This window comes from Streptomyces sp. MNU76 (assembly GCF_020982545.1).
GTDB lineage: Bacteria > Actinomycetota > Actinomycetes > Streptomycetales > Streptomycetaceae > Streptomyces.
Genome location: NZ_JAJKLK010000007.1, coordinates 145,655 through 165,926, shown reverse-complemented (window position 1 = coordinate 165,926; position 20,272 = coordinate 145,655). Strand labels below are relative to the sequence as shown.

Sequence of the window (20,272 nt, the reverse complement as noted above, 5' to 3'; positions counted from 1 at the left end):
TTCGTGTCTGCCGTGGGCGAACCGATTGACGACGAGCACGGTGAAATGGCCATTTCGAGGATGTGCTCCGGAGAGGAGTTATGCCGTCAATGGCATGAAGGGTCGGCCGCACGGTAGGCGGTGGCCAGCAGCGCTCTGCGGTCCGGGGGGTGGGCAGGACCCTGGTCATGTCCTGCGGCGATCAGGTTATGGCTCCGTCCGTGATCCGCCGGATGTGCCTAAAAGTCGTACACCGCGAAGTCCGTGACCGGGCGGTAGCCGATCCGCTGGTACAGGCCGTTGCTGGTGGGGTTGGCCAGGTCCGCGAACAGCAGTACCTCCGCCGCGCCCGCCGCCAGTGCTACCCGGCTGACCTCGGTCGTCGCGGCGCCCGCGTAGCCGTGGCCGCGTAGGTGGGCCGGGGTGTAGACGGGGGCCACCCTGATCTGGCCGGCGACCATCAGGGTCACGCCTGCCATGGAGACGGGGGTGCCGTCCGGGGTCTCCCAGAACGTGACGCGTCCGTGGGCGATGCGCGTGTCGGCCCAGGAGCCGGAGTCCACGGAGGGGGCTGCTCCGAGGGCCGCGGCGAACTCCCCGTGCCAGCAGATGAGTTGATCGCGGTCCTGCTCGCCCGCGACCCGGGCCCGGCCCGCCGGACGCGGCACCGGCGGGGTGAGGGTGCCGAGGCGGTACAGCCGCTGACGCTCGTGGAGCGTCGGCGTCGCGCCGGTGTGCCGTTGCCAGGCCTCGGCGAAAGCGGCGGCGGTGTCGCGGTCCGCGCTGACGCCGGGGACGGGAGGCCGAGGGCGGCCAGATGGGCGGCGGGGTGTCGGACTCGTCGGGGGTGAGGGGTGAGGTTCAGGCGCTGGGGCGGGGTGCGGAAGTAGGTCGCGCGGACCTCGCCCGCCCTCTCCAGGATGCCGAAGACGGGGGCTTCGGCGCCGTATGCGTGCGGTCCGCGCGTACGCAGCGCCTCGGTCACCGTCAGGGGGATGGTGTGCAGGGCAGGGCGCGAGCGCAGGAAGTCGCCTGCGCGGGCTAGGAAGCCGTCGACGTCATCGGTGAGGTGCCAGTCCGGGCTCATGCGTCATGATCCCGCGCGTTCGCGGACTGCGCCCGTGGTTTTTCGGGTCCGTCGCCAGGCGGCTGTGCAGGTGCATGTCCCGGAACGCGTCGCGCCGGCCCGGTTCGCTTAGGAGGCCAGGTCCCAGACAGTTACTTCAATCTTGATCACATGGCCTGCAGCAGGCGCTGACACCACCCGGACATAGGCCGTTCGGCCCTCATCTGTGAACATGCAGAACTGACGCCCCCGAGTCAATTGATCCACCTCATAGGTGCCGTTCCGCTGTACGGACTTGGCGCACTCTGCCTCTGTGGGACTTGGCGACGACGGAGGTAGCGGCGCCAGCCTGTGCTCAGCGGGGGGTGCGAAGAACCTCGTGCTGGCGATCGTGCCATCTGCGGCGGACGTTGCAGAAAGGTCCGACCCTTTGCCTGAAGTCAGCGGCATGGGCTTCGCCGAGTCCAGTTCTATGTTCGAGCCGTAGGCGCTCACCTCAACCTCGATCTCCTCCGGCCCAAACATGATCTGCGGAGCTGTCTCCGTGCTCGGCGTGGAGTCTTCCTTCGAGTTGGAACTTCCCGGAGGCGTGGACACGCCATCCTGCTGCGCTTCAGTGCTCGGCTCGTCGGCTCCGCTTACCAGCAGCGAGACCAGGATCCCGATGACCGGGATAACGATGCCAACGACCCACCATGCCCACCGTGGTTGTCCTGATCCGTTGTGGTTCCCACCTGTAGGAGGGGACACACTAACTTGATCACGATCGCTGCCTATTGTCACTCGGGTTCCTCATCAGGGAATCTCATGCATTGTCGAGAGATCACCCTACGAGCGGCTCGGAGGCCGTCGCTACCCAACTTCCGGAGTGGAAAGGACGGTTGGGTGAGGGCCTGGACGGGCGGGACGTGAGGGGGCGGTTCAGGCCGCATTGTGGAGCGGCGCCTCCGTGGCCCGAGCATGGCTCGGAGGGGTGGCGTCGGTGTAGGCGGAGCGGTGGTGCCACAGTCCGCGGAATCCGACGGCGGTCACCGCGATCTGCAACAGTGCGCACGTCAGCACCAACGCCGGTATCCGGTTTGGGGGTAGGGCTGCGACGAGGGCTCCGGCGAGCGGAAACGGGGCGAGGATCGCCAGCAGGGTGACGGCCAGGGTGGAGGCGAACACCGCTGGCGGAATGAGGCGGGCGCGGGCGGTGCGCAGCACGACGCTCAGCACGCCCTCGCCGGACAGCAGTACCGCGAGCGCGATGCCATAGACCAGCGCGGAGGTGGCGAGGGCGGCGGTCAGTGCCGCGACCGACAGCGCAGCGGCTCCGGCAAGGCCGGTGGCCCACAGACCGAGCCGGTCGATGACCCGGTGGGCTGCGGCGATCGCGAGCAGCGACGGGACTGTGGCGATGCTCCACACGGTGCCCGCGGTCGCGGTGGAGAACTCGAAGCCGGCGGTGAGTGTGATCGGTGCGCTGACATGGAGGACGCCGGAGATCAGACCGCAGGTGGTCATGGACGCCACGAGCCAACCCAGAGCGGGCCGGGCAGCGATCACCCGGCAGCCAATAAGCACGCCGGCCCATGGTGTGGACGACCGCTGCGGCAGGCTGTCCGCTGTCCGAAGAGTGGGGGGCAGGCCGCGGGCGCCGACAGCGGCGAACAGGGACAGTGCGGCGAGCGCGGTCAGCAGCATTGTGGGTCCGGCGAGCAACAGCACCCCGCCGAGCAGCGGTCCGGCCAGCAGAGCGGACTGGTCGATGCCGACCAGCACCGTCTGGACCCGGTGTGCACGCTTGGAGGCGTGCCGACTGGCCTGCGCGCCGAGCGACTCCACGGCTAGGAAGGAGACCTCGGTGAGCATCCCGGACAGCACGCCGAAGCCCATCACCACCGCGCTCGTCGCGCCGCCGTCCCCCAAGAGCAGAGTGGTGCCGGTGGCCACGGCCGCCAGGGTGCGCAGCGCGCAGACGTACGCGAACACCCGTTCCGGGCGGTGCCGGTCGACGAGCGGTCCGGCACCGACCATGGTCAGCAGCCGGGGCAGCCACTCCAGCAGGAACGCCAGACCCGTCAGGGCTACCGAGCCGGTGGTGGTGAGGATGATCAAGGGCACGGCGTACATCACGGTGGTGCCGGCCACGCCATCGGCGGCTCGCAGAAGGTAACAGCGGGCCAGCCAGCCCGAGGGCAGGCCGGACGTGGTGGTGGGGCGGGGCATGGAAGGACTCCAGGGCGAGGCGAGGGTGATGGGGAAGGGCAAGGACGAACGGCGTCAGCGCCTCGCGCGTGGAGCGGCTCGGCTGGTCTCGGCCGACGGGATGTGGGCGGGCGTCAATCGGGGCGCCACGGCGGCCGTACGGGAAGCCGTGTCCAGTCCCGGAGCGTGGTGGGGCGATTTGGCGAGGGCGGCGGCAGCACGCCTTCCGCCGGGGCGGGGCCGAGACGTGGTGGCGGGCGGCGGCTTCTTCGACCAGGGCTTGCTGGGTTTCCAGGGGCTGTTGGTCGATGGCGGCCAGGACGGCGGGCAGGGCGAGGGCGTGCAGCTTGGAAGGTTGGAGTCCGGCGACGAGGCGGGCAGTCTCGGCTTCGATGAATGGCGCGAAGGACGGGTCAAGGCCGAGATGTTTGCAGACGAATTCGCCGCCGCCGGCGAGGGCTTCGGAGAAGGTCTCGGCGTCGTTCAACACGTCGTGCACAGCGTCGAGAAGTAGCGACACGGCGTGGTGGGCGCGTGCGGTGAAGGTCGGGTCGGTGATCCCCAGGGCCGCGAGGCCGAGGGAGCTGGTAGCGGGGTCCGGTGGGCGGGGCGGATCGGCCGGGTTCATTGCGGGTGTCCTTCAGGACGGGCACGGCGCCGACACGGCGTCAGTGGGGAGACGTGGGGCGAGGCGGTGTCGGAGGGCGCGGGAGTTCCCGGTGCGGTGTTGGTGTCGTACGGTCCGGTTCGGTGGCGGGCTGGGGGCGGGTGGTGCGGGCGCGGGCGTCCTCCACCGACCAACGGACGTACCTGTGATCGCTCATGTGCGGCGGGGCGTAGCGCGGAGGGCGTACGGGAACCTGCGCGATGGCCGCGATGAACCGGGCGTTGGGGATGGCGGTGCCCTGGATGACGTGACGGGCTGAGGCGCGCTGGATCAGGGCCCGTTGGACATCGAGGGGTTGGCGGTCGATCGCGGCGATCATGTATGGCACGGCCGGAGAGAACACCGACGCGGCGGGTAGCCCGGCGGCTTCGGTCACGAGCCGTACGGCGTCGGCCTCGATCGCAGGCGCCCACGACGGGTCCAGGTCTGACAGCTCGCAGACGTGTTCGCCCCCGCCGGCGAGGGCTTCGGAGAAGACCGGACGGTCGTCGAGCTGGAGGTCCAGGAGGTCGAGCAGCGTCATCGTCGCGGTGTGCAGTCGCTCGACGAGCGCCCGGTCGGCGGCCCAGTGCGAGCAGGCGCTGAGCAGACCGGTGGCGGGGACGGGGTCGGGCTGTTCCACTGTGGATCCTTTGGGGACGGGATGATGATCAAAGGCGTCGGCCGGGGCCGCGAGGGGTTGCCGGCGTCGGTACGTGCCGGGCGGCCAGCGCTGTGGGGCGTGCGTCGCTCGCAGCGAGGGGACTGGTGGTGCGGGCGCGGGCGGCCACGGCCCGGGGGTTGGTTGACGAGCCGTGGAAGGCGCGTTCGACGGCGAGGGAGACGGCGGTGCGGCGTACGTCGAGCGGCGTTGGCTTTGCGGGAGGCGGTGGTTCGACCGGGGTGAGCTGGACGAGGTCTCGGAGCCCTCGGGGGATGCTGCGCTCGTAGCGGACGAGGGGTGCGGGATCGGCCATGGCGGCGGCGGTGGCGGCGATCAGGTGCCCGGGGGTGCGGGTGGTGAAGGTGGCCTCCGCGCGGGTTCCCCAGCCCGGAGGGCCGGACCACAGCAGGCACTGCTCGTCCTCGGGATCCTGGCAGCGGACGTCGACGAGAATGCCCGCCTGCTTGTCCGGGGCGATGATCTCCACGGTGCCGATCTCGGTGCCCCAGTCGCGGGTCCAGCCCGCCTCGGTCAGGGGCTGGGTCTGCTCGCTCCAGCGCAGCGGGGGCCGTGCCAGGAAGCGGTTGTTGCTCTCTTCGTAGTCGCGGGCCAGGGTCGTGGTGAAAGCAGCGACGATCTCCGGCGGTGTGTTCTGGTTGAAGGTCGCGGCCCAGCGGCGGGGGCCGAAGGGATCTTCGTAGGCGGCGATGTTCCACAGGATGTAGTCGTCGCCGAAGAAGCCGATCCGCAGGCGCCCGTCAGGGGAGACAAAGACGTCCTTGCCCAGGTCGTCGTCGATGTGGTGACGCGGCCAGTCCAGGTCGACGAACGGCCTCAGGCTGGTGTCGTCGACGCCGAGCGACCCGGCGAGGTACCGGGGCGTGACGTGGTACTCCCGCCAGTAGGCGTCGTCTTCGGGGGTCAGCATGGGCGGCTCCGTGAGATGCGAGGGCTGGCGAGGTCAGCGGCGAGATCGCCGGGGATTGGCGACACCCGGATGCGTCACTGGCACTGCGGCTGGTGCCGCCGATGAGCCTGTGACCAGGGGTTGAGCAGTCGTGCGAGCACGTGCGGCAGTGACACGCGAGGGGGTGGCGGGCCGGGTGGTGAGGTACGGGACGTTGCGCTCGGGCAGGTCGCACCGATTGCGGCGGACCGGGGCCGGGCTGGAGAGGGCGTCGGCGGCGGCGGTGATCAAGTGCAGCGGGGTGGCGGAGGTGAAGTCCGCATGCCAGCGGGGCCCGTTGGCGGCCTCGACGCAGGCGTACATGGTTCGTTCGGCAGCGACGCCGCCTTCCAACTCGTCGTGGAAGTCGGTGTCGTACTGGCGCAGGCTGAGGTAGGCGTGTCGGTCGGGTGAGTGCTGGTACTGGAAGAGGGCGTTGGCCTCGTCCTTCCAGCCGCGGGCGATGAGGACATCGCCGGGGGCGATGGGGTGGAGTGGGGGCCGCCGGGGAGGAAGTCCTTGTGGTCGTTGTCCAGTCCGCGCATGAAGGTTGTGGTGAATGCGGAGACGATCTCGGCAGGGGTGTTGCGGGTGAAGGTCGCGGTCCAGGCCGGGATGGCGAGGGGCTCGCGGGACCAGGAGATCTTCCAGCCGCCGTAGCGGGACGAGGGCAGCTCGGCGATCTGGGCGCGCAGGCAGGGGCTGGAGAACACCCGGCCGTAGGGGGTCCGGCTGTCGGCCCACCCGGACGCGGCGCGTAGGGGTTCGGTGATCAGGGCCGGGTTGCCGGGGCGGCGAGGTAGACAGGTCCGACGAGGAGGTCGCCGTCCTGGGCGGGCGGATGGTGGGGCGCGGAGGGCATGGGCGAGCGTCTTTCGGAGATGGGCGAGGTGGCACCCCTGCCGGGGCAGGGCGCGATGACCGTGGATGGGCGCCGACAGGACTCTGTGCGGCGGCATGGAGCGGTTCACCGGGTGTGCAGAGGGCGGGAGGCGGTGGTCCATGCAGCGGGCACGGCCGATTCGGATGCCGGAGCGTGGGAGAACAGCCCTTGGACGGCCGTTGTCGTACGACGAAGCGCTGCTGTGGCGCGGGCGCTGACGGTCTCCTGTACGACCGGGGCGGCGGTGTGTATTGGCGCCGGAGCGGTGTCGGGGCCGGGAAACCAGGTGTTCAGTGCCTCGTAGACAGGCCCGAGGGCAGCACCGGTCTCGGTCAGCTCGTACCGGCCGTGGCCTGTGCGGGTCAGGAGCGCGTCGGTCTGCATTCGCTGGAGCCGGGCGTAGGCCGATCCGGGGCGCCCGATGCGCTGCTGCAGCTCGGTGAACGACGTCCTCGGGTGCTGGGCCAGGAAGTGGAGCACGGTGGTGGTGTCCCGCGGGCGGAGCCGGGCGAGGGCGGTCTCGATCCGCTCGGCCTCGGCGGTCGGCTGGTCCGTGGGGAAGTGGGTGTGCTCCCAAGAGGTGAGGGCTTCGTAAACCGGTCCCAACTGCCGGGCGGCGTCGGTGAGCTGGTACTGGCCGCGCCCGGCCCGGTCGACGAGGCCGTGATGCTGCAGGCGGGGCATCTGCTGACTGAGGCTCGTACCCGAGATCCATGGGAGAGCGTGTCCCAGTTCGGATATACGCAGGTGATCGTGGCGCTGGAGAGTGAGCAGCGTCCAGGTGGTCCAGCGCGGGGAGAGACGGGCGAGGGTCTGCTCCAGATGGCCGGGGTCGGCGTCGGTCGGCCAGAACGTCATGTGGTGACTCCGTGATCAGGGCAGGGCGGGACTAGGCAGCGGCGCCGAGGAAGGTCTCGGTGCGCAGGCGGTTCAGGAGCGCGCCGAGGCGCTGGTTGCTGACGCGGATGCCGTGGGCGCGTAGAGCGGGGCCGAGCTTGGCGCGCGTCAGGTGTGGCGAGCCGGCGGCGATCCGCCTGGCGAGCGGCAGCAGTTCGTCGAGGTCGACAGCCGCACAGATGCCGGAGGACGCTGCGCAGGGCAGCGGCGGCGGAGGCTGGTTGGCGCCCAGAAGATCACCGAGGGCCCTGACCTCGGTGACGTGCCGAGTGGTGAGGGCGTGGATGTCCTGGGCGAGGTTGAGCAGGCGGGCGGTGCCGTCGACGGTGCTGTCGTGGCCTTCGTCGAGGAGATGACGCACCCTCTGCCGGGCTTCGGTGAGCCGGGTCGACGTCTCCCGCAATCCGCTGTAGAGGTTCAGGGCGGCGGAGAGCACGGGGTCGTGGTCCCGGCTGGGCCGGGGGATGGTGTCGTACGTCAGCTGCTGGATCGGCCGTCCATACTGCCGCTCGATGAGGCGGCGCGAAGAGTCCAGGGTGGTGGGGTCCGTCATTGAACGGGGCCTTTCGGTCGGGACAGGGATCGGGTGATCAGCGGCAGCGGCGGTGTGCGGGCGCGGCGGCGGGCTGGGCTTCCGGGTTCGTAGCGGCGAAAGCGGTGGGGATGGCTGGCGCGGTTGTGCGGGCGCGGGCGGCCTCGGCACGCGGGGAGGCTCGGCGGTGCCATTCGGCCAGGACTGTTTCGCCCTGAGCGGTCAAGCTCAGCCGCTGCCCCTGGTACAGGGATGTGCTGGTGTCCTGGTCCGCGAGCTTCTTGGAGAGCAGCGCGTCCACGGTGGTGCGGGAGATCCGGGCACCGTTCGGAGAAGTGACGAACGTGCCGCGAGCCAGGCTGCTTTCACGGAGCATGACGCCGCCTCGGGCGACCGCCTCCAACGCCTTGACCTGGGCGGGTGACACGCGGATCGGGCCGGCGGCGGAGCGGGCGGTCTGCTGGGATGTCAGCGCGGCGGCATGCTTGGGCGCGTGGCTATGTCCGTCGGAACCGTTCAGGTGGCGTTGGTAGACGTTGAGAAGCCGTTCCAGGTGCCCGATTTCCTGTCGGCGCCTCGCGGCGAGGACATCGATCGTTGGGCCGGTGGCGTTGAGGGTCCCGTTGCCGACGACGGCGTGAGGGTCCTGCCCGTCCGCGACGTGGCGCAGGTATTCGATGGCGGTCGCGGCGGCTTCTACGAGCCGTTGGTCCAGCTGGTCGACCAACAGGGCGGCATGGGCCACCAAGGGCGCGAGGACACCCGGGATGGTGTCTTCAGGGTGGCGGTCGATCAGAGCAATGGGATTGTCGATGCCGAGTGCATCGACAAGGATGCGGGTACCCAGGGTGATCTCGGCGCTGGTGGGGTGGCTGGTCATGCGGCAGCGCCGGGGGCATCGAGCAGATGCTGGACGATCGTGGGCAAGTTCTCGACATCGGTACCGAGCGCGGCGTCGGTGTCCGGGCCGGTGCGGACGTACTCGGCATCGGCCAGCAGCCCCTCGAAGATTTCGCGACACAGGTCCGTGAACAGCAGCGAGGCGGCGACCGCCGACGCGGACACTGCGACGAACTCGCCCGCGTCCAGGCCGCCGATGCGTGCGGCTTTCTGGATGGCCTCCCACTCGGGGTTGGTGAACGCGATCCCGGTGCCGACGGCACTGTCCGTGTCCGTGGTCGCGGGGGGCTGTGCGCTGGGACCGGGGCTGATTCCGGCGCGGTCGCACACCGCCTCGACGGCGCTGATGAACTCCGCCGTCGCTTCGTTGAGCTGGCCGTTGGCGGCGGCCAGGCAGGCGAGGGTGAACAGCCCGGCCGGAGTCTTGGGCAGCGGGTCGCTGAAGTAGGCGTCAAGCTGCTCGGACAGGGAGTGCAGGACGGGAGTGGCTGCGGCCAGCGGGCCGAGGAACGGAGCCAGGTAGGGGCGGGCGGACGTGCCGACGGCGGGGCCCTGTGCGGTGAGCACGGAGCCCACCTGCTGCGCGGCCTCGGTGAGCAGATCGGCCAGGGCATCGCGGGTGGGGGTCATGCGTGGGCCTTTCGTACGACGGGGGATTCCGCGGTGGTGCGCGGGCGGGGTGCGTCGCTCGGGGGTGCCGAGGTGGCGGGCACGCTGCGGAGATGCGGGGAGCGAGCGCGGGCGGCCTCGGCCTGGAGGCGGAGCGGAGCGGCTTCGGGCGTGGTCTCGGCGTCTCGGTTCAGGCGCTGGGTGGCGGCCCGGTAGACCGCTCCGGCCTCGCGCTCCCCGGCCGCGATGAGGTAGATCTCCCGGTCGTGGCGGCTGCCTGCAGGGGCGTTGCGGAACTGGATCACCAGGCGCCATTCGGCCTTCGGGTCGACGTAGACTTTGTGGCAACCGGCGAGGCGGCCGACCAGAGGTGCGCCGCGTTCGTTGCCGTGGACGAGGTGCTGAAGTTCCAGCAGCGCCAGATCCCGGATGTGGTCGGGTACTTCGCGCAGATCGGCGAGGGCTTCGGGGTGCGCGGCGAATCCGTACCTGGCCCGGCTCACGAGCGGCCCCCTCGGCGGTGCGACTGAGCATGGGGCGACGGTGCGGGACCAAGGGGAGGCGCGGGCACTGAGGCAACGGTTGCCGGTCGGCCGGTGGCGGAGCGGGCAAGCGCGGCCCGGGTGCGCCGGTCGGCCGAGATGAGGTGCTCGGACGGCTCAGGCAGCGGGGTGTCGCGGTCGAACAGCCACTGGCTAGCGCTGGTGCCGTCACGGAAGGCGCCTTCGCGCAGGGTGTAGGTGAACGCGTCCAGGTCCGCCTCTTCCAGGAAGATCCTCACTGGCAGGTCGGCGGCGCTGGGGTCGCTGTCGCGGACCATGACCCATGTCTCGTACGGGACGGAGTCGTGGGTGTAGTGGTCTTTGATCTCGTACCGGGCGCCCGAGTGGCGGATCTGGCCCTCGATGCGGACGGTGAGGGCATCGGCGGGCTCGACGTGCTGGTCTTCCGGGAGCTGGAGGGCGTCCGGAGGGCAGCCGCGGCCCGCCAGCCACAACTGGGCGAACGGCACGGTGGGGTGGTCGGCTTGCTCGATCCGGAAGGTGCGGGCGGTGAGGTCGCGGGTGACGTGCAGGGCTATGAGCTGGGGCGCCCCGGGGATGCCCCAGGTGGCTGAGCCGTCATGGATGACGAAGAAGCTCTGCTTCCCGTCGGGCGTGTGGTGCTCGGCCAATGCGCTGAACAGGTCGTCCCACAGCTCGATATCGCCTTCGGCTTCGGCGGAGGACTCGTCGGCCGGAGTGAGGCCGTCGAGGCGGAAGTTGGGGGTATTGGACACGCTCAGGCCGCCAGTTCCAGTTCGGTCGCTTCGGGCGCGGGGGTGGGGAGGAGCCGGTGGTGGGGCCGGTTGGGGTTGGTGGTGCAGGCGGCGAACGGCCCGTCCGGAGCGCGCAGCTGCAGCCAGGCGGGGTCGAGGTGGTCGCGGTGCCAGATGGAGGGGCCGGCGAGTCCGGCCTCGGCGTCGGTGAACTGCTGCCAGGCGAGCCACAGGGCGTGGAGTCGGGCGACGGCTTCGGGGTGGTCGTGCCACTGGTGACACCACGGGCGGCTGGTGGTGATCTCCCGTCCGTAGACGGGCAGCAGGAGGTGGTTGACCCACGCGGCCAGGGCGTCGAGTTCGATGCCGTACGCGTCGTTGCCCAGCGCCAGGATGAATACCGAAGCAGGTTGCCCCGCGTCGCCCGACGCCTCCTGCGGCGAGTCCGACTCGCTCTGGAGCTCGCCGTCCCCCTGCTCGGGACTGCCGTCTTCCGCATCAGCGGGAGAGGGGTGGGTGTCGGAGCCCTCGCTCTTGAGCCGCTCCAGCACCCAGCCCTGGGCTTCCGTTTTCTTGATCAGCCGTTCGAGGGTTGCGGCGAGGTCGTCGAGATCGTGGTCGGGCACGCGTATGGGCTCGTCGGCGCTGTCGGCTGCGAGGTCGCTCATGGAGGGCGTCCCTTCGGTGGTGGATTGGACGTGGAGGGGAGGGAAGAGGGGCAGGCCGGCGGTGGGCCGGACCCGCGGCGAGGGAAGGAGGGAGATCTGTGGGGTGGCATGCGGCCCCTTTCAGGCGTGGTGTGGCTGCCGCACCTGAGAATCCGCAGAAATGTGGATTTGGCGCGGCCGGGAAAGTGCGATAGATCGCGTCACCGCATGCAGCAGCGCGCGCAGCGACGAAGCGGGGGTGCGAGCAACTCCAAAGCGCGGGTTGCTTGTTGCGGGACGACACCGTTCCCGAGTGCGGTGAGCTGGGCGGGACGTCCCAGGCCGGGAGTGGCGGTGACCCAGCCGGCTGGGAGTCCTTGCATCCACTCCACGAACGCCGGATTCAAGCGGCCCAGGTCATCGGTGGGACGGGGCACTGGGCGGGTGAGCGTCTCCCAGCGGGCGATGGCGGCGGCGTAGGGTCCCCACCAGACGTCAGCCGCTGCGTCTCCTGTTCGCTCCACAGCGGCAGCACTTCCGCCGACGAGGAACTCAGTACGTCCCGGTCGGACGTACTGGTGCGGTTGGGCCTCCGAGCCAGCAGCAGGGAGGCCGCCGCCGAGGGGAGAGTGAGGTCGCCGTTGCCGTGCCGCTGGTTCGGCGAGCCCTTGATCCCGTCCGACGCCTTCGGAGTCGGCAGGAGCAGATGCTCCACCTCGTCGGCCAGGTTCGGGCCGTGCCCGCCCTGTTTGCGCTTGTCCGGGTGCTGGGAGCCGCCGTTGGAGCCGAGATTGCTCGTCGGGGTCTTCAGCAGTGGGCGTTCGCCGGGCGGGCCAGGCGGTGAGAAAGACCCGTTCGCGGCGGTGAGGTGCGCCGACGTCGGAGGCACGCAGCACGCGCCAGCGCGCATCGAACCCGAGGTCGGCCAGGGATCCGAGTACGGCACCGAGTGCCCGCACAACAGGCTGACCTGGGGTGTTTCCCAGACACCACGTGCAGGGTTCCAGGTCGCCAGGGGGACCGGCGGAGGAGGAGAGGAGTCCGCGGACGTTTTCGATCACCACCAGGCAGGGGTTGAGGACGGAGATGGCGTGGGCTACGTGGTGCCACAGCCCGGAGCGGGTGCCTTCGGCGAGTCCGGCGCGGCGGCCGGCGACCGAGACGTCTTTGACAGGGGAAGCCCGCCGTCAGCACGCACACCCGGGGCACGGTGGCCCAGTCGACGGCGGTGATGTCGCCGAGGTTCGGCACACCGGGCCAGTGCCGGGCGAGGACGCGGGCGGCATCGGGGTTGATCTCGGCGTGCCAGGCCAGGGTGCCGCCGAGGGCAGCCTGGACACCGAGATCCAGACCGCCGTAGCCGGAACACAGGCTGCCGATCAGCGGAGCTGTGGGAACGGGCACCTCAGCGCCCGTTCACGTGCACAGGCCCGGTCCCCGGAGGGGGTGGCGCAGCTTCCGGGGGTATGGAGCTGGCGGTGGGAGCGTTGCGCACGGTGGTCCGGCCACGGGCGGCAGCTGCCCGGGACACCAGAGCGCCGGATCGGTCGGCCTCCAAGTTCAGTGCGTCAGAAGCATCTTGAAGTGAGGCCCTGGCCTCATCGAGGCGATCGTGGATCACCTCGACGGCCGAGTTCCGCATGTCGGTCAGGATGGGCGTGGCTGGGCCGTCCGCGTACTGATGGAGGAACCCCAACTGGCCGTGTGCCTCGGCGAGATACTCCACGGCCCGCGCGGCCGGGGTCGTGACGGTCGCCAGAATGCTGACAGCCCGTCGCTGCTGAGGGGTGCGATGGCCCGGTTCGGCGACGCGGAACAGCACCTCGTCGGTGAGGTAGTTGATGAGGAGGCCGAGAGACTGAAGCTGGTTGGCGGTGGCCGTGAGACTGGGCAGGCCGTCACCGGTCTGACGTGACTGGTCGAGGCGTCGACGGGCGGCGGTGAACTCCTTGGCCAGGGCGGACATCGTGCGGGCGTCGGCGGCAGTCGGGATGGGCGGGGTGGGGACGATCGGGTCACGAGGGGCTCCGGCGGGACGAACGGACGGGGAAGCAGGAGAGGGAGCACTGGTACGCGTGTTGGGTGACGGGGTGGGTGTGGCCGACTGCGGGCGCGGGCGGCGTCGGTACGGGATGAGGGAACGCGCTCCGTCGGCTGCGGCGCAGGGGGCGGTGTGGAGGCTGCTTCGGGTGCGCCGGCGGCGGCCCGCCAGCGGCGGCGGATGTCCTCCAGCGGGCTGAGAGCGTGGAGGGCGTAGCCGATGAGACGGCCGGGAGCGAGGGACTCGTCGTCGGCGAGCGCCCGCACCTGCCGGGCCGCGTCGGCGGCGGTACGGACGAGGGCGGCTCGTACGACCTGCTCACCGAGGTAGTCGGCGATACCGGCCGGCGACTTGGAGTCGCACAGGCGCAGGACGTCCTCGGCGGTGAGCGTGCCGTCGGCCAGAACGCCGCGCCGCTGGGCCTCCCACAAGACGGTGACCTCGTCGACCGGCTCGCCCCGGTGGTGCAGGGCGCCCAGACAGCGGTAGATCCGGCCGTGCCCCGGGTTGGCGAAGTCCTCCGGCCGCAGCCAGCCCACCAGCTCGCCGAGCGCGTCCGGGTGCGCGGTGAGTACGGCCAGCAGGTACTCCTCGTCGGCGAGCAGTTCCTCGGAGACCGGCGCCTGGTTCGCGGCGGCAGGCTGGGGCAGCGGCGTGGGCGGAGCCATGGGGCGGGGGTCGGTGCCCCAGCGCCGGGCGAGATCGCTCAGGACGTCGGTGAGGACCTGGGCGTAGTGCAGGGTGTCCTCGGCGCTGCCACGTACGGCGTCGGCGCGGGCCATCTGGTGCAGACGGGTGGCGTGCGCGGCGACCGTACGGTGGATGGCGCCCTCCAGCACCATGCGCCCGTAGACCGGTGCGTGCGCCGGGCGCGGGCAGGCGGCGATGAGCGTGTGCAAGTAGACCGCGGTCAGACCCCGGACCCCGGTGGAGTTCACTTCGGCGATGGCGGCATCCATCCACGCGAGCCGCTCGTCCGCACCCGGGGCGGGAGCAGTCGGCCAAGCCCCTTGCCTCCGGTCCCCTACGGTGGGTGCGGCCGGTTGTGGGGTCGCACCGGGATGTCCGTCGGCGTGGAGTTTGAGCAGTGCGGCGTACAGGGCGGCATGGTGCGGCCGGTAGAAGTGAGCGGGCCGCAGCCACCCCGACAGGCGGGGCAGCTGACCCGGGTTGAGCAGCACGGCGCCGAGGACCGCCTGCTCAGCCTGGAGCAGCGGCCTCATCGCCGAGCCTCGTGCTGCGCATTGCGTGCGGCAACGACCTCGGCGACGGCTTGGTCGGCTGCGGCCAAATCAGCGGCGAACTGATCCAGTTCGCCCGTGAAGGCCGGGTCGCCGGCGAGCAGCGAGCCGGTGGGGGCGACCAGCCACCAGTGACCGCCGCGCCGAACGGCCGGCGTGCCGGCCAGGCGCTCGGTGGTGCGGAGGGAGGAAGACACCGGGGTATGCGGGGACATGACGCTCCTGACGGAGAAGAACGAAAGAGCAGAAGGAAAGGGCGGGCGCTACGCGGCGACGTCGAAGTCGTCGGCGACCGGTGAGCCGGAGCGGCAGGGGGACCAGGGCGAGCAGCCCTCCGCCGAGCCCTGTTCGAGCGCAAGCTCCACATCGGCCGTCGCTTCGTCGAGGTCGGCCTGGCACTCGGCCACTCGCGGGCCGTGACGTGATCCATCGGGGCCTGGTCCAGCGGCACCAGCGAGTGCCGAGGGGCCTTGGGATCGTGGACAGCCAGGGTTCGGGCTGAGGAAACAGCGTTGCGTCCCGTGTGATTGGCATGGATGCTGGCTGGCCGGAGGCTGAAGATGATCAACGTTGTGTTGAAGCTGTCCGCGCGGGATTTGGTGCATGCGGACCTGGCGTCGTGCGGGTGGTCAGGGTCTGACCTCCACTTGGCCAGCGTTGCGAAGCAGTTGGAGCGGGCCAAGGTCGGTGAGGTCGACTACCTCGCGGTCTGCCCTCCAACGGACATTCCTGTTGCGAAGGGGGGCGTCGACTACCAGGTCAAGGAGGGCGTCGGCACTCTGTGGCAACTGGCGGTCCACCCCGCATTGCAGTCGTGCGGGATCGGCACGTTCCTTGTCGAAGCGGCAGAACGGCGGATCAGGGACCGCGGTCTGCGCGAGGCCGAGCTAAGTGTGGAGGAGAACAACCCCCGGGCGCGGGCGCTATACGAACGCCTGGGCTATGTCGCATACGGCCGTCAGATGGACTCGTGGGACGAACGGGCCCCAGATGGATCACTGCGCCGCTACGAAACGATGTGTACGTTGATGCGCAAGGAACTCGCTTAGGGAGCTTGGGCAGGTGGCCTTCGGCGGCCAGGACCGACAGGCTGCTCGATTGAACCCCGGCGCCGAGCGGGCGCACCCGCAGCGCCAGCGAACCGGAGGGGCCGGAACGGCCTACCCAGGCCGCCCCGTTGGGCTCGGAGACGGTACCCGTTGAGTGCTGGACGGGATTGTGGCGTCGAGCGGTGTCCGGGTTGGAACGAGACATGCGGAAGTCCTTCTGAGCGCAGGGAGGATGGGTGAGACAGCGCGGCGCCGGGTTACCGGCTACGGCGGGGCGCGGCAGGCGGCGTCGGGTGTGCACCGGCCAACGCGGGGGCGGGGCTGGTCGCGATGACGCTGGGCGGACGGGCGGGAGAGGTCGCGGTGGCCGCACGGACTTGGGGGTCGCTGGGCTGCGGTGCTCGCTCTGGCGCCGGGGCTGGCAGCTCGGAGCGGTCGGGCCGACGGCTGGTGGTGCGGGTGGCTTGGGCGGTGTCGGCGAAGCGGCGCCAGGCGTACTCGGACCGGTCGCGGGCCCAGTCGTCGGCGCGGGCGACGAGGGCCGGGGCGAGGGCGGCGACCTCGGTTTCGGTGACGGTGCCGAAGGCGAGCATCTGGCCGCGGTCCGACCACAGGTCCAGGTACCAGTCCTCGCCGACCGGGAACACCTTCACATGGGCGCCGGAGACGCCGGGCTGGAAGGCCCAGAAGCCGCCGAGGTCGGCCCAGTCCGGTCCGACGAAGGGCGGGGCCGACGGCGGTGGGGTCGGTTTGGCGGTGCCCCGGTCGGCGACCGCGAACAGGTCGGTCGGGGCTTCGTCGCTGAGCGCGTTCTTGACCAGCCGCAGCACGTCGTCGCCGTTCAGCCCCTCCCGCTCGTCGAGGACGCCGACGACGTGGCGCAGGGTGCGCAGCGTGTGGCGGGCGCCTTCGGGATCCAGGAGTTCTTCCGGACGTTCCGGGGCGTAGCTCAGCTCGTGCCGCACCATCTCGGCGGCCCGGCGAAGGCTCTCCATCTGCCGTGCGCCGGGACGATCGGGAAGGCTTTCGATGCGGTTCAGCAGACCGTGGTACGGGCTCATGTGCCGGGAGACAGCGGCGCGGGCGTAGCGCTCGGCCTGGCCCGTGAGGTCGCGGGCTACGGTGTCCCGTACGGCGTCGTCGTGCTTGCGCCGCCCGGTGAGCAGGCCCATGTAGCGGTCGCGGGTGTCGATCTGCTCGCGCAGTACCGACTCGTAGGCCGCGTTGAGCACCTCCAGGTCCGACAGGCCGGCGTCCGGTTCCCCGGCGGCGGCATACTGCTCGCGCAGAGCGGCCACCCGTTCGGCGGCGGGCGTGTTCCACACGCTCCTGCCACTCATGCCGCAGTCCCGAGGTCGTCACGGCCCAAGGACTTCGCGAGGGCGCGCTTGGTGATCGCCTTGGTCGCACGGGAGGACGCGGCGCCGAGGGGACCGGCGTTCGGCTCCTTGTACCAGGGCTTGAGGTTCAGCAGCGCCGGGCGGATGCCGGTGGCCAGCAGCAGTGCGGTGCCCTTGGGCAGGGCCCGGATCGCGTCGGCCGGAAGGATCCGCTCCTGCCGCATCGACACCGACCTGGACTTGCCCGACTCGCTGTGGGAGACGGAGACGGTCTGCACGTCGTGGTCGCCCACCAGGCGCGAGAGCTTGTCCGCGAAGTCGGCGTCGTCGATGCCGGAGCCGATCAACTTGACGGTGGCCGCCGACCACAGGGCATCCATCCCGGCCTCGCCCCATACGCGTACGCCTTGGCGGTAGGACTGCAGAATGGTGATGGGGATGACGCCCCGGGAGCCGAGGTGGGAGTACAGGTCGGGCAGGTCCTGGATCTTGCAGACGTTGGCGGCCTCATCGAGGATCGCGAGAAGCGGCGGGTCGAGACGTCCGCCATCACGTTCGGCCTGGATGACAGCCGCGCGCATCACGGCGTCGGCGGCTGCGGCGATGATCGCCGAGGCTGATCCTCCGCCGTCCTTGGAGAGCAGGAACAGCGTGTCGCGGCTGGTGGCGAACGCCTCCGGCCTGAATTCGGGCAGGTCCGGGGCGGGGGTGACCCAGGCGGCGATGCCGGGGTCGAGGAGGCAGGCGGCGTACTGGCGGGCCGTTTCGAAGATGCCGTCGCGGGTCTCGACGGCGCCGGCGACGGTGCCCTGCAGCTGGGCGGCGACCGCGTCGAGACCTGCGTCGACCAGGACATCGACGGGCGTGCGGTCGGCCGGTGAGGCGAGCCAGGCGAGTACGTCGGTGATGGGCCGCCGGTCGCGGGCCGCGGCCAGGAACAGCGCTGTGAGGGTGTTGGCGGCGGCCGTCGACCAGAAGTCGCCCTGGGAGGACTCGTCCACGCTCGCGGTGACGAAGTGTCCGGCCAGACGCCGGGCGCCGGCGAGGTCATGGGCGTCGGCGAGGATGTCCCACCACACTTCCCGCGGGGCGTGCGCGATCTGCTGCGGGTCCAGCGTCCACACGGTGCCGACTTCGGCGCGGGCGTCGAGAGTGGCGGTGTAGGCGTCGCGGGCAGCCTTGTTCGAGGTCAGCAGTACCGGGCCGGGGGCGCGGAGGATGACCGGGATGGCGAGTCCGGACGTTTTGCCCGATCGCGGAGCCATGATCGCCAGGAGGACATCCTCCCAGGAGGAACGTATCTCCTTGTTGCCGGGATTCAGGGTGCCGAGCAGGACGCCCCGGTCGTCGGGCGCGATCTGCTTGACGTTCGTGCCTTTCAGACTGGGCCGGAGATCCCTGGCTTTCGCGCTGATCTCCTTGGGCAGCAGCCCGGAGAGATCACGCTGGTCCGCCAGGCCCTGGGGGTTGCCGCGCAGCCGCAGCCAGAGTTTCGCGCCGACGGCGGCGGTGAGCAGGAGCACCAGGCCGGGCAGCACGTAGCAAGCGGTGACGACCGTCAGGCGGGGAAGGTGAGGCCAGAGCTGCTCGGGATGGAACAGCGCAGTCGCGGGCTCGTAGACGGACCATCGGCCCGAACTCGTAACGACGACGGCGAGATTGCCGCACAGCCAGGCCAGCGAACCGCCGACGAAGCCGAGTCCGGCGAGGGCGAGCAGGAGATAGAGGAGGGCGTCGGTTCCGGTGGTGGTCGAGGGCGTGCGTGAACGCGCGGATGGCACAAGGGACTCCGGGAACGGTGACAACGAGGGAGGAGGGCTGCAGGCGGGGGTTCTTCTGGCGTTCATCGAGGGCTCCTCAGCGGATCGGGGCGGGGGCGGCGGCTGGAGTGGAAGCGGCGTGCGGTGTGATTGCGGCTGTCGTGGAGAGGGCGCGGGCGGCAGCGGCTCGGGATGAGACCGGGGCAGCAGCGGGGCCGTTCACGAAAGGGGCCGGGGAGGTCAGCGGGCGCGACGGGTGGGCTCAGGACCCGGCTGCGCAACGGTGCTGCTTGGGGCGGCTCCTTGCCTACCGCTGGCGGGGGCGTCGCGGGTGGCCGGTGACGTGGCGCGGGCAGCGGTGGTGACGGCCGTCCCGCCGTAGGTGGCGACCTGGGCCTGCCGACTCCGCTCCTCAGATTGCTGGGTCGGTGCGGCCGGTTCCAAGGCGCGGAAGTTGAAGGCGGCGCTGTCGAGATCGTGGCCGATTTGAGTCAGCTGCTCGGATGCGGCGGTGAAACGGTCGCTCAATTCGAAGCTGTTGCCGTCTTCGTCGACGTCGTTGCACTTCTCGGCCGCAGCTTCCAGAGTTTCCTGAAGGCGGATCAGGACGCCGTCGGCAGGATCGAGGATCTGGTCCAGAGCGTCGGCCGCCTGTCCGGCGGTGGCGGCGGCGTTGAGCTGGTCGGTCAGGTCGAGCACCGCACGGCCGACGGCGTAGCGCCCGAGGGGATCGGTGGGAGTGGGTGCCTGGGGCGGATCGGGGTCCAGCTGTGGGTCTATGTCGACCCGGTAGCGGGCTGCCCGAAGCATCTGCGCCGCGTACCCGGCGACGGCCGCGCGCTCGTCGCTCGAGCTGGCCAACGGCATCCGGTGGCGCAGACCGTGCCAGTCGTTGATCTCGGTGAATCCGGCCCGCCGCAGCAGGGTGGCGGCCAGGGCGTCGGCGCCGCGGGCGCTGACCCGGCCGCTGGGCTTGATGGCGATAGTGATCAGAGGTTCAGGCACAGCGGTTCTTTCGGTCGAAGGACATGCACGTGGGTGGGAAACGCAGGATCCGGGGAATGGGGCGCTTGGCCCGGCCGGACTGGCGTGATAGGAGATCCGGCGCCGAGCGCTACGCGTACGGGTTCTCGGTGGACCGGTCGTCGTTGGCGGCGGCCTGAAGAAGCTCGGGCAGGTCAGCGGGCTCGGCCTCCCTCTGATCGAGCCACCACCCGGCCCGTGTCACAGTGCGGGCAGCGTCTTCGACTGCCTCCCACTCGGACTCCGTGGTGTCGCCTTCCAGCACGAGGGCGCTGTAGGCAGCGGACATCAACTGGTGACGGCATCGGCTGCCCCAGGCCACCGCTCGGTCGGTCCCGTCGAGCGCCAGCATCCGGTACTGCTCGGCCCAGGCGTCGGCCTCGGCCTGCTCCTCGGCACGCTTGTTCTTCAGCCACGTCGCCTTCTCCTCGGCGTCGTTGTCGCGACTGGCCATCCAGCAGTCAGAGCACGCGCGTCCGGCCAGCCAACGGGCGTAGCCGGCGCGGCGGTCGGCTGGACGGTCAGACAGATCGACGATCTTGGTGTGACCGCACGCGTGTTCGAGGGTCCACTTCGTCTTGACGGCCATGGGGGTGTACTC

20 protein-coding genes and 4 pseudogenes are annotated in these 20,272 nt (G+C 70.6%); 2 read left to right on the top strand and 22 right to left on the bottom strand.

Features of this window, described 5'->3' with window-relative positions:
- Nucleotides 1–218 precede the first annotated feature (218 nt).
- Nucleotides 219–1,066: pseudogene (locus E4N62_RS18710) on the bottom strand (GNAT family N-acetyltransferase).
- Nucleotides 1,067–1,966: 900 nt separating this feature from the next.
- Nucleotides 1,967–3,256, bottom strand: coding sequence for an MFS transporter (locus E4N62_RS18705; RefSeq protein WP_230215801.1), 1,290 nt, complete (start codon nucleotides 3,254–3,256; stop codon nucleotides 1,967–1,969).
- On the opposite strand from E4N62_RS18705, the gene E4N62_RS18700 reads away from it, so the two are divergent.
- Nucleotides 3,255–3,749 carry a hypothetical protein gene (locus tag E4N62_RS18700; RefSeq protein WP_230215799.1) on the top strand — a complete coding sequence of 165 codons (495 nt, stop codon included), beginning with the start codon at nucleotides 3,255–3,257 and terminating at the stop codon, nucleotides 3,747–3,749. The two genes, E4N62_RS18705 and E4N62_RS18700, sit on opposite strands and share 2 nt — an antisense overlap.
- A 154-nt stretch (nucleotides 3,750–3,903) precedes the next feature.
- Here E4N62_RS18700 and E4N62_RS18695 read toward each other — a convergent pair whose 3' ends face one another.
- The 16 genes and pseudogenes from E4N62_RS18695 to E4N62_RS18630 all read right to left on the bottom strand — a co-directional run bounded on the left by E4N62_RS18695 (nucleotide 3,904) and on the right by E4N62_RS18630 (nucleotide 14,906).
- Nucleotides 3,904–4,524 (bottom strand): hypothetical protein, encoded by a 621-nt coding sequence (locus E4N62_RS18695; RefSeq protein WP_230215797.1) that lies wholly within the window; start codon nucleotides 4,522–4,524, stop codon nucleotides 3,904–3,906.
- A gap of 28 nt (nucleotides 4,525–4,552) precedes the next feature.
- Nucleotides 4,553–5,473 (bottom strand): DUF317 domain-containing protein, encoded by a 921-nt coding sequence (locus E4N62_RS18690; protein WP_230215794.1) that lies wholly within the window; start codon nucleotides 5,471–5,473, stop codon nucleotides 4,553–4,555.
- 33 nt (nucleotides 5,474–5,506) lie between these two features.
- On the bottom strand, nucleotides 5,507–5,956 hold the full coding sequence (locus E4N62_RS49495) for a DUF317 domain-containing protein (protein ID WP_374117022.1): 450 nt from the start codon (nucleotides 5,954–5,956) through the stop codon (nucleotides 5,507–5,509).
- Between the two features lie 146 nt (nucleotides 5,957–6,102).
- Nucleotides 6,103–6,204, bottom strand: a pseudogene (locus E4N62_RS49490) (hypothetical protein); the annotation flags it as partial.
- Nucleotides 6,205–6,458: 254 nt separating this feature from the next.
- On the bottom strand, nucleotides 6,459–7,232 hold the full coding sequence (locus E4N62_RS18685; RefSeq protein WP_230215792.1) for a helix-turn-helix domain-containing protein: 774 nt from the start codon (nucleotides 7,230–7,232) through the stop codon (nucleotides 6,459–6,461).
- 31 nt (nucleotides 7,233–7,263) lie between these two features.
- On the bottom strand, nucleotides 7,264–7,824 hold the full coding sequence (locus E4N62_RS18680) for a hypothetical protein (protein ID WP_230215790.1): 561 nt from the start codon (nucleotides 7,822–7,824) through the stop codon (nucleotides 7,264–7,266).
- A gap of 37 nt (nucleotides 7,825–7,861) precedes the next feature.
- Nucleotides 7,862–8,683 (bottom strand): hypothetical protein, encoded by an 822-nt coding sequence (locus E4N62_RS18675; protein ID WP_230215788.1) that lies wholly within the window; start codon nucleotides 8,681–8,683, stop codon nucleotides 7,862–7,864.
- The gene (locus tag E4N62_RS18670) at nucleotides 8,680–9,333 is read right to left on the bottom strand and encodes a hypothetical protein (protein WP_230215786.1); all 654 of its coding nucleotides are present in this window, start codon (nucleotides 9,331–9,333) and stop codon (nucleotides 8,680–8,682) included. The genes E4N62_RS18675 and E4N62_RS18670 overlap by 4 nt, the downstream gene beginning before the upstream one ends.
- On the bottom strand, nucleotides 9,330–9,815 hold the full coding sequence (locus E4N62_RS18665; RefSeq protein ID WP_230215784.1) for a hypothetical protein: 486 nt from the start codon (nucleotides 9,813–9,815) through the stop codon (nucleotides 9,330–9,332). The genes E4N62_RS18670 and E4N62_RS18665 overlap by 4 nt, the downstream gene beginning before the upstream one ends.
- Entirely contained in the window at nucleotides 9,812–10,591 is a 780-nt protein-coding gene (locus tag E4N62_RS18660) for a glycosyl hydrolase (protein WP_230215782.1), read from the bottom strand. The genes E4N62_RS18665 and E4N62_RS18660 overlap by 4 nt, the downstream gene beginning before the upstream one ends.
- Nucleotides 10,592–10,593: 2 nt before the next feature.
- Nucleotides 10,594–11,238 (bottom strand): DUF4913 domain-containing protein, encoded by a 645-nt coding sequence (locus E4N62_RS18655; protein WP_230215780.1) that lies wholly within the window; start codon nucleotides 11,236–11,238, stop codon nucleotides 10,594–10,596.
- 200 nt (nucleotides 11,239–11,438) lie between these two features.
- Nucleotides 11,439–12,332 (bottom strand): annotated as a pseudogene (locus tag E4N62_RS49485) (DNA cytosine methyltransferase); the annotation flags it as partial.
- A gap of 121 nt (nucleotides 12,333–12,453) precedes the next feature.
- Nucleotides 12,454–12,621, bottom strand: a pseudogene (locus tag E4N62_RS48040) (DNA methyltransferase); the annotation flags it as partial.
- A gap of 243 nt (nucleotides 12,622–12,864) precedes the next feature.
- Complete coding sequence (locus E4N62_RS18640) at nucleotides 12,865–14,481, bottom strand: DnaB-like helicase N-terminal domain-containing protein (RefSeq protein WP_230215776.1); 1,617 nt, start codon at nucleotides 14,479–14,481, stop codon at nucleotides 12,865–12,867.
- The gene (locus tag E4N62_RS18635) at nucleotides 14,478–14,714 is read right to left on the bottom strand and encodes a hypothetical protein (RefSeq protein WP_230215774.1); all 237 of its coding nucleotides are present in this window, start codon (nucleotides 14,712–14,714) and stop codon (nucleotides 14,478–14,480) included. Before E4N62_RS18635 ends, E4N62_RS18640 begins: the two co-directional genes overlap by 4 nt.
- 48 nt (nucleotides 14,715–14,762) lie before the next feature.
- Nucleotides 14,763–14,906, bottom strand: coding sequence for a hypothetical protein (locus tag E4N62_RS18630; RefSeq protein ID WP_230215772.1), 144 nt, complete (start codon nucleotides 14,904–14,906; stop codon nucleotides 14,763–14,765).
- A 153-nt stretch (nucleotides 14,907–15,059) separates the two neighbouring features.
- On the opposite strand from E4N62_RS18630, the gene E4N62_RS18625 reads away from it, so the two are divergent.
- On the top strand, nucleotides 15,060–15,548 hold the full coding sequence (locus E4N62_RS18625) for an N-acetyltransferase (RefSeq protein ID WP_230215770.1): 489 nt from the start codon (nucleotides 15,060–15,062) through the stop codon (nucleotides 15,546–15,548).
- A 257-nt stretch (nucleotides 15,549–15,805) separates the two neighbouring features.
- Here the strand turns inward: E4N62_RS18625 and E4N62_RS18620 are convergent, their stop codons facing one another.
- The 4 genes from E4N62_RS18620 to E4N62_RS18605 all read right to left on the bottom strand — a co-directional run bounded on the left by E4N62_RS18620 (nucleotide 15,806) and on the right by E4N62_RS18605 (nucleotide 20,260).
- Nucleotides 15,806–16,888, bottom strand: a complete 1,083-nt coding sequence (locus E4N62_RS18620; RefSeq protein ID WP_230215768.1) for a hypothetical protein — start codon at nucleotides 16,886–16,888, stop codon at nucleotides 15,806–15,808.
- Nucleotides 16,885–18,669 carry a type IV secretory system conjugative DNA transfer family protein gene (locus E4N62_RS18615; RefSeq protein WP_230215766.1) on the bottom strand — a complete coding sequence of 595 codons (1,785 nt, stop codon included), beginning with the start codon at nucleotides 18,667–18,669 and terminating at the stop codon, nucleotides 16,885–16,887. The genes E4N62_RS18620 and E4N62_RS18615 overlap by 4 nt, the downstream gene beginning before the upstream one ends.
- A 219-nt stretch (nucleotides 18,670–18,888) precedes the next feature.
- A complete protein-coding gene (locus E4N62_RS18610) occupies nucleotides 18,889–19,653 on the bottom strand; it encodes a hypothetical protein (protein WP_230216342.1) in 765 nt (254 codons plus the stop codon).
- Between the two features lie 109 nt (nucleotides 19,654–19,762).
- Nucleotides 19,763–20,260 (bottom strand): hypothetical protein, encoded by a 498-nt coding sequence (locus tag E4N62_RS18605; RefSeq protein WP_230215764.1) that lies wholly within the window; start codon nucleotides 20,258–20,260, stop codon nucleotides 19,763–19,765.
- Nucleotides 20,261–20,272: the final 12 nt, after the last annotated feature.

What these genes read in the sequence shown, in the direction of transcription:
- E4N62_RS18640 (WP_230215776.1), bottom strand. Translation starts at nt 14,481, where the DNA reads ATGAGGCCGCTGCTCCAGGCTGAGCAGGCGGTCCTCGGCGCCGTGCTG.
- E4N62_RS18675 (WP_230215788.1), bottom strand. Translation starts at nt 8,683, where the DNA reads ATGACCAGCCACCCCACCAGCGCCGAGATCACCCTGGGTACCCGCATC.
- E4N62_RS18635 (WP_230215774.1), bottom strand. Translation starts at nt 14,714, where the DNA reads ATGTCCCCGCATACCCCGGTGTCTTCCTCCCTCCGCACCACCGAGCGC.
- E4N62_RS18700 (WP_230215799.1), top strand. Translation starts at nt 3,255, where the DNA reads ATGGAAGGACTCCAGGGCGAGGCGAGGGTGATGGGGAAGGGCAAGGAC.
- E4N62_RS18605 (WP_230215764.1), bottom strand. Translation starts at nt 20,260, where the DNA reads ATGGCCGTCAAGACGAAGTGGACCCTCGAACACGCGTGCGGTCACACC.
- E4N62_RS18625 (WP_230215770.1), top strand. Translation starts at nt 15,060, where the DNA reads ATGATCAACGTTGTGTTGAAGCTGTCCGCGCGGGATTTGGTGCATGCG.
- E4N62_RS18690 (WP_230215794.1), bottom strand. Translation starts at nt 5,473, where the DNA reads ATGCTGACCCCCGAAGACGACGCCTACTGGCGGGAGTACCACGTCACG.
- E4N62_RS18620 (WP_230215768.1), bottom strand. Translation starts at nt 16,888, where the DNA reads ATGAGTGGCAGGAGCGTGTGGAACACGCCCGCCGCCGAACGGGTGGCC.
- E4N62_RS18685 (WP_230215792.1), bottom strand. Translation starts at nt 7,232, where the DNA reads ATGACGTTCTGGCCGACCGACGCCGACCCCGGCCATCTGGAGCAGACC.
- E4N62_RS18680 (WP_230215790.1), bottom strand. Translation starts at nt 7,824, where the DNA reads ATGACGGACCCCACCACCCTGGACTCTTCGCGCCGCCTCATCGAGCGG.
- E4N62_RS18670 (WP_230215786.1), bottom strand. Translation starts at nt 9,333, where the DNA reads ATGACCCCCACCCGCGATGCCCTGGCCGATCTGCTCACCGAGGCCGCG.
- E4N62_RS18705 (WP_230215801.1), bottom strand. Translation starts at nt 3,256, where the DNA reads ATGCCCCGCCCCACCACCACGTCCGGCCTGCCCTCGGGCTGGCTGGCC.
- E4N62_RS18655 (WP_230215780.1), bottom strand. Translation starts at nt 11,238, where the DNA reads ATGAGCGACCTCGCAGCCGACAGCGCCGACGAGCCCATACGCGTGCCC.